Here is an 11,707-nt window from a genome sequence, read left to right as displayed (position 1 = left end):
GGTAGGTCCTGTTGATCCTGTTTCCCCCGTTATCCCGGTTAGTCCCGTTGATCCGGTTTCCCCTGTTACTCCAGTGAATCCTGTTACTCCAGTGAGTCCTGTTGATCCTGTTTCCCCTGTTACTCCGGTGAGTCCTGTTGCCCCAGTAAGTCCCGTTGATCCGGTTTCTCCTGTAACTCCAGTAAGTCCCGTTGAGCCAGTTTCTCCTGTCACTCCGGTAGGTCCGGTCGCTCCGGTTTCTCCGGTAACTCCTGTGAGTCCGGTCGCACCAGTTTCTCCGGTAATTCCAGTTACGCCTGTTACACCTGTTGATCCTGTTTCCCCGGTAACTCCTGTGAGTCCAGTCGCTCCTGTTTCTCCGGTAACTCCGGTAGGTCCTGTTGATCCTGTTTCCCCCGTTGATCCAGTTTCTCCTGTTACGCCAGTGAGTCCCGTCGCTCCGGTTTCTCCCGTTACTCCGGTAGGTCCTGTTAATCCTGTTTCTCCTGTTTCTCCAGTGAGTCCAGTCGCTCCGGTTTCTCCTGTCACTCCGGTAGGTCCTGTTAATCCTGTTTCTCCCGTTACTCCAGTAAGTCCCGTTGCGCCAGTTTCTCCTGTCACTCCAGTGAGTCCTGTTGTGCCAGTTTCTCCCGTTACTCCAGTGAGTCCTGTTGATCCAGTTTCTCCCGTCACTCCTGCGAGTCCCGTTGACCCGGTTTCTCCGGTAACTCCAGTGATGCCGGTCGCTCCCGTTGGTCCTGTTGGCCCTGTAGCTCCAGTGATGCCGGTTGGCCCTGTTGGCCCTGTTGGTACTCCTCCTTCAGCTACTACACTCACGTCATCTACTAAAACGTCAGCTGCAGCAGGAGCAGGCAGTGTATTAATTAACAAATAAATTTGCGTTGTGCCTGGAGGGGCAATTTCAGTGGTTGCTGTTACTGTTGCCCAATTGCCTTGGCCAGCATAAGGAATATTTTCTGCCGAGACAGCCTGAAAAAGCCCCGTTCCCGTAGTTTGGAAAGCCTCATTCAAAAAGATTATCTGAATCTGTACTGGCGGTGCGGGCAATTCACTGTCCTTAGCTAGATATAGTGTTAAAGAGTAACTGTTTCCTGGGATGGCTGGTATAGCATATTGTGCTAGATAAGCAACATTCTGTCCTCCATCAAGCTCTGCAGCAAAGTTCCCACTATGGACAAATTGCTGCGTGATTGATGCAAAGGACGAGACCCAAGGCACCAGACTGCCAGATTCGAATCCTCCGTTTTCTACGATGTTCTGGTTGGGCATCGAATTCTTCTGCCTCCTTCAAATAATTTACGTATTCCTTTTCACAATTTCTCTCCTATACCTATTCAAAAGAAATACTTCGTGAACTATTGATTGACCTATATTCCTACAAATTTTCCATTTATGTACAAGTTGTCTTATTTACAAAAACAAGGTTATAAAAAAGTTTTTTGCCAGATTTTCTAACAATCATCCCCTGCACTAAAGTATTGGTAGCGCTTACAAGTTATTTGAATGGTTTAAAGAATCTGAAAATTTATCCAATAAGCTGTTGACCTAGCTTTGGTTAGGCGTTATGATAACTGACAATTAATCAAATAAATGAATTTTCAAATTATTCAATTCAATTAATCTATACGTACTCAACATGTAAAGAGAAAGAGAACTTTTGCAACTGGGAGGTGTTTTGATCCAATGCGAAGTGACATGATCAAAACAGGGATTGACCGCGCTCCGCACCGCAGTTTGCTGCATGCGACCGGTGTTAAAACGTCTGACTTAGGAAAACCATTCATCGGTGTATGTAACTCCTACATCGATATCATTCCAGGACACATGCATTTAAACAAATTCGCTGAAGTAGTAAAAGACGCAATTCGCCAAGCAGGCGGTATCCCATTCGAATTCAATACAATTGGTGTTGATGATGGCATCGCAATGGGTCATATTGGCATGCGTTACAGCTTGCCAAGCAGGGAGATCATTGCGGATAGCGCAGAGACTGTCATACAGGCGCATTGGTTCGACGGCGTCTTCTATATACCGAATTGCGATAAGATCACACCGGGTATGCTGATGGCATCAGCGAGGACAAATGTTCCTTCTGTCTTTGTATCCGGAGGTCCTATGGAAGCTGGTGTTAGCCCAGATGGGAAACCGCTGAACCTAGTGTCCATGTTCGAAGGTGTTGGTGCCGTTCAAAACGGTACAATGACCGAACAGGAATTATCGACAATCGAGACGCTTGCTTGTCCTACTTGCGGATCCTGCTCAGGTATGTTCACTGCAAACTCTATGAACAGCTTAATGGAAATGCTCGGTATGACCGTTCCTGGAAATGGAACACTGCTCGCTACATCCGACGAACGGCATGAGTTAATTTATGAAGCCGCCAGACATCTAATCCGGCTTGTAAAAGAGGATATTCGTCCACGAGACATTATGACGAAGGAAACCTTCGATAATGCATTCGCTTTAGATATGGCTATGGGAGGATCAACCAATACGGTACTCCATACTATCGCCATCGCCCATGAAGCTGGCATTGATTACGATTTAGCTGATATCAATAAGATTGCAGAGAAGGTTCCTTACCTCTCCAAAATCAGCCCGGCATCCGATTATTCGATGCATGACGTTCACCTTGCTGGTGGTGTCAGCGCCATCATCAATGAGTTGTGTAAGATTGATGGTCTCCTTCACAAGGAACGCATCACCATAACAGGTAAGACCATTGCAGAGAATGTAGAAGATTACGAGATTTTGAATAAAGAAGTTATTCGTCCATTGGATAATCCGTACAGCCCAGTTGGCGGTCTCAGTATACTTTACGGCAACCTGGCGCCCGATGGCAGTGTAATTAAAGTCGGAGCTGTCGATCCTTCCATAAAGAAATTCCTCGGTGAAGCGATTGTTTTCGATTCACAGGATGAGGCCCAAGAAGGAATAACAAATGGAACTGTGCAGGCAGGACATGTCGTCGTCATCCGTTACGAAGGTCCAAAAGGCGGACCTGGGATGCCAGAGATGCTCTCCCCTACTTCCGCTATTGCGGGACGGGGGTTAGCTAAAGAGGTCGCTTTGATTACAGATGGTCGCTTCTCTGGTGCAACCCGAGGCATTTCTGCCGGACATATTTCTCCAGAGGCTGCAGAAGGCGGACCGATAGCATTTGTTGAAAACGGTGATCCGATTTTGATCGATCTGGAAACACGCAGCATTGAATTGCTTGTGGATGAAGATGTTCTAGATACACGCCGCCAGAATTGGAAGCAGCCCGAACCTAAAATCAAATCAGGTTATTTAGCGAAATATGCAAAGCTCGTAACCTCAGCCAATACTGGCGGAGTGATGAAAATATAACCAAAACGAAGACGGGACCATAGAGACGGAAGCATTATATTCACAGAGAGTCAGGGACGCTGGAAGCCTGGCAATATAATCCGTCATCTCTCTTCCCTGAGCGCGAAGCTGAATTACAGTAGGCTGAGCCAGGTGTACGGCACCTGTTACCAAAACGGAGCTGGCATTTTCAGCTCCACGAGGCAGTTTACCGTAAGGAAGCTGTGAACTTGGGTGGTACCGATAAAAGCAAAGTCTTTTTTCCCCATTTCTTGCAAGATTGCTTGAATGGGAGAAAAAAGGCTTTTTTTATATAACAAAATCTATTGGAGGGATATAACCATGAAGGTGAAGGCACAAGCCGTACAAGAAAGAAAGCCCGCTGCCGAAGTTCCGAAGACAGGTGCTGATTTATTCGTAGAGGCGCTGCAAGCAGCAGGTGTCGATACAATTTTCGGCTATCCGGGAGGAGCCGTACTTCCTATTTACGATGCCCTATACAGAGCGGAACCTCGATTCCAGCACATCTTGACACGACATGAACAAGGAGCCATACACGCCGCAGAAGGATATGCACGTGTTTCAGGAAAACCCGGTGTTGTAATTGCCACATCAGGACCTGGTGCGACAAACCTTATTACCGGAATTGCCGATGCCATGATGGACTCCCTGCCGCTTGTTGTATTCACTGGCCAAGTAGGAAGAAGCGTCATCGGAACAGATGCTTTCCAGGAATCAGATGTGATGGGGATCACCACTCCAATCACAAAGCACAACTATCAAGTCCAAAAGCAGGAAGATATGCCGCGCATTATTAAAGAAGCGTTCTATATCGCAACAACTGGCCGTCCAGGACCTGTGGTAATCGACATACCTAAGGACATTTCGGGAGAAGTTTACCAAACAGCCGCTGCTGAGGAACCGATTCACCTTCCGGGTTACCAGCCGACAATGAAGCCAAATAACAATCAGATCAAAAAGCTGATCCATGCTATTTCGACAGCTAAACGCCCAATTTTGCTGACAGGAGCAGGTATTCTGCATGCAAAAGCATCTGAAGAAATCCGGGCATTCGCAAAGCGTTTTCAGCTGCCTGTCGCCTCCACACTGCTTGGTCTTGGAGCATTCCCTGCCAGTGAACCGCAATTTCTCGGCATGGCAGGTATGCATGGGACATATGCAGCCAACCGCGGCCTATATGAATGCGATTTACTTATAAACGTAGGTGCCCGATTTGATGATCGGCTTACCGGCAACCTGGAGCACTTTGCTCCACAAGCAACAATCGCACATATCGATATCGACCCAGCCGAGATTGGCAAGATCATACCTACGAGCATTCCAGTTGTGGCAGATGCAAAAGCGGCTCTGAAAGAACTGCAGACAGCAGAAGCCGAACTGCCAGATATCCAGGACTGGCGAGAACATCTGCAGCATTACAAAGAAGAATATCCGCTTTGGCATAACAATCCGGCTCAAGATCTCGTCCCGCAATGGGTATTGAAAGCAGTACACAAAGTAACAGAAGGCAATGCCATTATTACGACAGACGTTGGACAGCATCAAATGTGGACAGCACAATATTACAGCTTCGATAAACCGAATCGCTGGGTAACCTCTGGCGGACTCGGCACAATGGGATTTGGTTTTCCAGCGGCCATCGGAGCTCAGCTGGCAAGTCCAGACAGCAGGGTTATCAGCGTAGTCGGAGATGGCGGTTTTCAAATGACGATGCAGGAGCTTTCCGTCCTGCAGGAGCGAAAGCTGCCGGTTAAGGTATTGATTGTCAACAACCAAAGTCTCGGCATGGTAAGACAATGGCAGGAGTTCTTTTATCAGGAACGATATTCCGAATCACTGCTGGATATCCAGCCAGACTTCGTCAAGTTGGCAGATAGCTACGACATTAAAGGTGTACGCCTGGAAACACAGGAACAGCTAGTAGCAGAGCTACCTTCCCTGCTTCAATCCGACGAACCTGTTGTTATAGATTGCCGCGTGTTGCGTCAGGAGAATGTATTCCCGATGATTGCACCTGGAAAAGGTCTGCATGAAATGATTGGAGTGAGTCGATGAAACGTATCATTACGGCCACCGTTCAAAATCGGAGCGGTGTTCTGAACCGGATAACCGGTCTGATGCAGAAAAGACAATTCAATATCGATAGTATTTCGGTCGGCAAAACCGAGGTGGAGCAAATCAGCCGAATGACATTCGTCGTTGAAGTGGAAGACATGCAGAAGCTGGAACAGCTCACAAAACAGCTTCATAAGCAGATCGATGTACTGAAAGTCGCTGATATTACTGATCACGCTATAGTGGCTAGGGAACTGGCACTCGTAAAAGTTGTCTGCCCCCCTGCCAGCCGGAATGAGCTGCAAAGCATCATTGCTCCTTTCCGAGCTAGTGCAGTTGATATAAGCAAAGACAGCATGATTGTTCAAGTAACTGGTGATTCGGATAAGATCGAGGCTTTCCTCGAGCTGGTCCGGCCTTATGGAATCAAGGAATTGACAAGAACTGGTGTAACGGCCTTCCTACGTGGGCATCAGCCGCAAGCTGCGGATGGAAACACGTATTCACTTATAACCAATTAAAAAATGGAGAGGAATGACTGAACAATGGCAAAAGTTATCTATCACAATGACATTCAAGAAGAGGTATTGAAAGGTAAAAAAATCGCAGTTATCGGTTATGGCTCTCAAGGCCATGCTCACGCGCAAAACCTGAAAGAAAGCGGATTTGATGTTGTTGTCGGAGTAAGGCAAGGTAAATCATGGGATCAAGCAGTCGAAGATGGACATGATGTGCGTTCTGCTTTTGAAGCGGCTCAAGCAGCGGATATCATCATGATGCTTGTTCCAGATGAACTGCAGCCTGCTGTATATAAAGAGAGCATTGAAAAGAACCTGGAAACAGGAAATGCCCTTGTTTTTGCCCATGGTTTCAACGTTCATTTCAACCAAATCACGCCTCCATCTAATGTGGATGTATTCCTTGTTGCACCGAAAGGTCCTGGTCATCTTGTTCGCCGTACCTTTACAGAAGGAGCTGGTGTACCTGCCCTATTCGGTATCTACCAGGATGTGAGCGGAACAGCAAAAGACGTTGCGCTGGCATACGCCAAAGGTATCGGAGCAGGTCGTGCAGGCATCTTGGAAACAACATTCCAGGAAGAAACAGAGACTGATTTGTTCGGTGAGCAAGCAGTCCTTTGCGGCGGACTAACTAGCCTTGTCAAGGCGGGCTTCGAAACATTGACAGAAGCAGGTTATCAGCCGGAAGTTGCCTACTTTGAATGTATGCATGAATTGAAATTGATTGTTGACCTTATGTATGAGGATGGTCTCGAGGGTATGCGTTACAGCATCTCTGATACAGCTCAATGGGGCGATTTCGTTTCTGGTCCGCGAGTTGTTAATGACGAAACGAAGGCTCGCATGAAAGAAGTCTTGGAAGATATCCAAAACGGCGCTTTCGCTAAAGGCTGGATCTTGGAAAACCAAGCTAACCGCCCACAATTTAACGCTATCAATGCAAAAGAAACTAACCATCAGATCGAAACAATCGGCCGCGAGCTCCGCGAATTGATGCCATTCGTCAAACAAGGCAAGAAAAATCAATCCGCTGAGGAAGTGATTGTCCATGGCTCAAATAAAATTTTTTGATACAACACTGCGCGACGGCGAACAGACACCTGGAGTCAATCTGAACAAGCCGGAAAAGCTTGAAATCGCCCGTCAGCTGGAGCGCCTCGGAATGGATGTATTGGAAGCGGGCTTCCCCGCTTCCTCCGAGGGTGATTTCCTCGCTGTTCAAGAAATTGCCCGAACCATTAAGACAACTGCCGTCACAGCCCTAGCCCGGGCTAAGCAAAGCGATATCGATACCGCTTGGGAAGCATTGAAGGATGCAGAGCAGCCGAGAATCCACGTCTTCTTGGCTACCTCCCCTATTCATATGGAATACAAGCTGAAAAAAACGCCGGAGGAAGTGCTTCAAACTGCTGTCAAGATGGTCACTTATGCAAAGGAACGGTTCCCAATCGTCCAATTTTCAGCAGAAGATGCTTCCAGATCTGAGCTGCCATTCCTAGCGCAAGTCGTAGAAGCTGTCATAGATGCTGGTGCTACAGTTGTAAACTTACCGGATACAGTCGGTTATGCGACACCCGCTGAGTACGGCAGAATGTTTGCTTATATGAAAGAGCACGTTCCGAATATCGAGAAAGCTGATCTATCAGCACACTGTCATGATGATTTGGGAATGGCCGTTGCCAATAGCATTGCTGCAATCGAAAATGGCGCAACTCAAATTGAGGGCACGGTGAACGGCATTGGAGAACGGGCCGGGAATGCAGCACTTGAGGAAATTGCTGTCGCCCTTCATATCCGGAAAGATACGTATCAGCACTCCTCTCGCATGGTTCTGCATGAGATTAAGCGGACCAGCAGCTTGATCAGCAAATTGACTGGAATGACTGTGCCAGGCAATAAAGCAATCGTAGGCGATAATGCTTTCGCCCATGAATCTGGCATCCACCAGGACGGGATGCTAAAGCATGCAGAAACCTATGAAATTATCACGCCGGCACTAGTCGGTATGAATGCTACCAATCTAGTACTTGGGAAGCATTCTGGCCGACATGCATTCAATACTAGAGTTGCAGAACTTGGTTTTGGACTTTCTGAAACACAGCTGCAGGAAGCATTTGACCGCTTCAAGCGCCTGACAGACAAAAAGAAAGAAATCACCGATGATGATCTCTTTACCATAGCACTAGATGTCCAGACAAAAAACGACCCAGTGAAAACGTATGAAGTAAAAGCTCTTCAAGTAACCATGGGTCCACAAAATCTGCCGACTGCAACAATTGCCCTGCAGACACCAGATCATGGTATCAAGGAAACTGCCCGGACTGGACATGGAACGGTCGAAGCTATCTACAATACATTGGCTGCTTTGATTGATGAACAAGTGACACTCACCGACTACCGCATTCATTCTGTCGGTAAAGGCGAAGATGCTCTCGCTGAAGTGCATGTGCAGCTGCAAGTCGACGGCGATCCTTTCACCGGCCGCGGCACAGCGAATGATGTACTGAAAGCCTCAAGCCATGCTTTTGTCAACGGCGTGAACCGCGCTTTGCGTGCTGCAACAATGAAAAAGGTTCAAGCATTAATCTAAACCTGACCTGGAGAGTGTTAATTATGCAAAAAAACATCGTACTGCTTCCGGGAGATGGAATCGGTCCTGCTGTGACAGAAGCTGCTGCTTCTGTCCTGCAGCAAGTGGCCGACATCTTTTCCCACAACTTCATCTTCACGAGTAAGATGATTGGCGGTGCTGCCATTGATACATTCGGGGAACCACTGCCAGCAGACACCCTTCAAGCTTGTAAGGATACAGATGCCATTTTACTTGGTGCTGTAGGAGGACCAAAATGGGATCAGCAGCCTCCTCAACTGCGGCCGGAAAAAGGACTGCTCCAGCTGCGCAAGGGCTTAGGACTATTTGCTAACTTGCGTCCGGTCAAAACCTTCCCTTCTCTGCTTGCTAGTTCTCCGCTCAAGCAGGAAATTGTAGCAGGAAGCGATTTACTCATCGTAAGGGAGCTGACCGGCGGGTTGTACTTCGGTCTCCCAAGCGAACGTCGTGATAATGGTCAAACCGTTGTCGACACTTTGCACTATGAAAAAAGCGAAATCGAACGGATTGTCGAGACAGGTTTCCAGAGTGCTATGCTCCGGGATAAACGTTTAGCTTCCGTCGATAAAGCAAATGTACTCGAATCCAGCAAGCTATGGCGTGAAATCGTCGATGAAAAAAGCAAGGACTACCCAGAAGTATCGGTTGAGCATATGCTCGTAGATTCTACTGCAATGAAACTCATTACGAACCCAACCTACTTCGATGTCATTGTCACAGAGAACCTATTCGGCGATATCCTGAGCGATGAAGCATCTGTGCTTACCGGTTCACTCGGTCTCCTTCCTTCTGCCAGCTTGCGCGAGGATCAGCTCGGTTTGTATGAGCCAGTCCATGGCTCCGCTCCGGATATAGCCGGAAAGGACATTGCCAATCCGCTTGGAGCTATTCTTTCAGCCGCGATGCTGCTTCGCTATTCCTTTGAAATGGAAAGAGAAGCCGACGCCGTGGAAGCAGCTGTTGACGATGTACTGCAAAGCGGTTACGGAACACAAGATATGCAAGTAAATCCTAAAAGAATCGTCGGTACACAAGAAATGACCTCCCTCGTCATCGAGCAGCTGACGGCAGCAAAAGTGAGTTCTTAAGAAAGGACCTGAGAACAATGAAGCAACCAAAGACAATTATCGAAAAGATATGGGAAAAACATACTGTTGTACAGGAGGCGGATAAGCCGGATCTCTTGTATATCGACTTGCACCTTGTGCATGAAGTAACATCTCCGCAGGCCTTTGAAGGACTGCGTCTGGCAGGCCGGAAAGTACGGCAGCCGGAACGCACATATGCAACTGTCGATCACAACGTACCGACGATCCACCGTCCGATCATTCGTGATAAGGTCGCACGTAAACAAATGGAAACACTCCGGTCCAACTGCGCTGATTTCGGTATCCGTCTAGCCGATATTGACCATCCGGACCAAGGTATTGTACATGTCATCGGCCCGCAGCTCGGACTTACGCAGCCAGGCAAAACAATTGTATGCGGCGACAGCCACACCTCCACCCACGGAGCATTCGGAGCTTTAGCATTTGGTATCGGTACGAGCGAAGTAGAACATGTGCTTGCTACACAGACACTTTGGCAAAACAAACCTAAGACACTGAACGTGCATATCGAAGGTGCCTTAGGAACTGGTGTGACAGCGAAAGACTTGATCTTGGCCATCATTGGGAAATTCGGCGTCAAATTCGGAACCGGCTATGTGCTCGAGTATACCGGTGAAGCCATCCGCGATTTATCAATGGAGGAACGGATGACCTTATGTAACATGTCGATTGAAGCAGGTGCTAGAGCTGGCTTGATCAGCCCGGATGAGACGACGTTCGAATACTTGCGCGGCAGAAGATATGCGCCGGAAGGTTCTGATTTCGAAGCAGCTGTCTCTGAGTGGAAAAACCTTGCTACAGATGACGGAGCTGTCTATGACCACACCGTTTATTTAGATGCATCAGAGATCGAACCGCAAGTTACTTGGGGGACGAATCCTGGTATGTGTCTACCGATATCCGCAAGTGTCCCGGACCCAGCGCTTATTGAGGATAAGGACGAAAGAGCTTCTGTTGAGCAAGCACTTGCTTATATGGGTTTGGAGGCGAACCAACAGCTGACTTCCATTGAAATCCAGCACGTTTTCATCGGATCCTGTACGAACTCACGGATTACAGACTTGCGTAAGGCAGCAAGTGTCATTCAGGGAAGGAAGGTCCACCCTTCTGTCCGTGCCATGGTCGTTCCAGGTTCTTTCACGGTCAAGATGCAAGCTGAACAAGAAGGTTTGGATCAAATTTTCCAGGATGCAGGATTCGAGTGGCGCGATGCAGGCTGTAGTATGTGTCTGGCAATGAATGAAGACGTCGTGCCAGCTGGCGAACGCTGTGCTTCTACCTCGAATCGTAATTTCGAGGGCCGTCAAGGTACTGGAGCCCGTACGCATTTAGCCAGTCCTGAAATGGCCGCGGCGGCAGCAATCGAAGGCCGCTTTGTCGATATCCGACAGGCAGTCGCACCAACTGTGTAAGGAGGATAGAAAATGGAACCTATCAAAACACATAATGGACTTGTCTATCCGTTGCCAAAACGCAATGTCGACACAGACCAGATTATCCCAAAACAATTTTTAAAGCGCATAGAACGAGCAGGTTTTGGACAATTTCTCTTTTATAACTGGCGTTTCGATGAAAACGACAAGCCGCGCGGAGACTTTTCCTTGAATCAGCCGAAATATGAAGGTGCATCTGTCTTGATCAGCGGTGACAATTTTGGCTGCGGTTCATCACGTGAGCATGCTCCATGGGCTCTTTTAGACTATGGATTTAAGGTTATCATTGCGCCTAGTTTTGCGGATATTTTCTATAATAATACGACAAAGAATGGGATTCTATCTATCAAACTTTCCGAGGAACAAGTAGACTACTTGCTCAATCAGGCAGAAAAGAATTCTTATACACTAACAATAGATCTGGAAAATCAGAAAGTATATGATAAGCTAGGTTTTGAGGCAGCCTTTGACATTCCTGCCTATAATAAACATATGCTTTTAAATGGACTAGACGAGATTGGCATAACCTTAAGTTATGCTGATCGTATAACGCAATTTGAACAGACACATTAAAGGAGTGTGAAGGCATTGGGGATTGCTTAAGTCAGAAAAAGATAGAAGCAGCTA

9 protein-coding genes are annotated in these 11,707 nt (G+C 47.6%); 8 read left to right on the top strand and 1 reads right to left on the bottom strand.

Annotation, left to right across the window (positions count from 1 at the left end):
- The coding region (locus tag CHH58_RS01835; RefSeq protein ID WP_141235074.1) for an NTTRR-F1 domain at window positions 1–1,269 on the bottom strand (1,269 nt) is incomplete at its 3' end.
- Between the two features lie 414 nt (window positions 1,270–1,683).
- On the opposite strand from CHH58_RS01835, the gene ilvD reads away from it, so the two are divergent.
- The 8 genes from ilvD (at window position 1,684) to leuD (ending at window position 11,653) form a co-directional block, all read left to right on the top strand.
- Window positions 1,684–3,351, top strand: a complete 1,668-nt coding sequence (ilvD, locus tag CHH58_RS01830) for a dihydroxy-acid dehydratase (RefSeq protein WP_095231047.1) — start codon at window positions 1,684–1,686, stop codon at window positions 3,349–3,351.
- A 321-nt stretch (window positions 3,352–3,672) separates the two neighbouring features.
- Entirely contained in the window at window positions 3,673–5,406 is a 1,734-nt protein-coding gene (ilvB, locus tag CHH58_RS01825) for a biosynthetic-type acetolactate synthase large subunit (RefSeq protein WP_095231048.1), read from the top strand.
- Window positions 5,403–5,927: an acetolactate synthase small subunit gene (gene ilvN, locus CHH58_RS01820; RefSeq protein ID WP_038559726.1), complete on the top strand. Its 525-nt coding sequence runs from the start codon at window positions 5,403–5,405 to the stop codon at window positions 5,925–5,927. The genes ilvB and ilvN overlap by 4 nt, the downstream gene beginning before the upstream one ends.
- 24 nt (window positions 5,928–5,951) lie before the next feature.
- On the top strand, window positions 5,952–6,998 hold the full coding sequence (gene ilvC / locus CHH58_RS01815; protein ID WP_095232979.1) for a ketol-acid reductoisomerase: 1,047 nt from the start codon (window positions 5,952–5,954) through the stop codon (window positions 6,996–6,998).
- Window positions 6,976–8,517: a 2-isopropylmalate synthase gene (locus tag CHH58_RS01810; RefSeq protein ID WP_095231050.1), complete on the top strand. Its 1,542-nt coding sequence runs from the start codon at window positions 6,976–6,978 to the stop codon at window positions 8,515–8,517. Before ilvC ends, CHH58_RS01810 begins: the two co-directional genes overlap by 23 nt.
- Window positions 8,518–8,540: 23 nt before the next feature.
- Window positions 8,541–9,626, top strand: a complete 1,086-nt coding sequence (gene leuB / locus CHH58_RS01805) for a 3-isopropylmalate dehydrogenase (RefSeq protein ID WP_095232980.1) — start codon at window positions 8,541–8,543, stop codon at window positions 9,624–9,626.
- 17 nt (window positions 9,627–9,643) lie between these two features.
- On the top strand, window positions 9,644–11,059 hold the full coding sequence (gene leuC / locus CHH58_RS01800; protein WP_095232981.1) for a 3-isopropylmalate dehydratase large subunit: 1,416 nt from the start codon (window positions 9,644–9,646) through the stop codon (window positions 11,057–11,059).
- Between the two features lie 12 nt (window positions 11,060–11,071).
- A complete protein-coding gene (gene leuD / locus CHH58_RS01795; protein WP_095231053.1) occupies window positions 11,072–11,653 on the top strand; it encodes a 3-isopropylmalate dehydratase small subunit in 582 nt (193 codons plus the stop codon).
- The last annotated feature ends 54 nt before the right edge of the window (window positions 11,654–11,707 follow it).

The organism is Terribacillus saccharophilus (assembly GCF_002272745.1).
In the GTDB taxonomy this organism is placed as follows: Bacteria; Bacillota; Bacilli; order Bacillales; family Amphibacillaceae; genus Terribacillus; species Terribacillus saccharophilus_B.
This window is presented reverse-complemented; position numbering and strand designations above follow the sequence as displayed.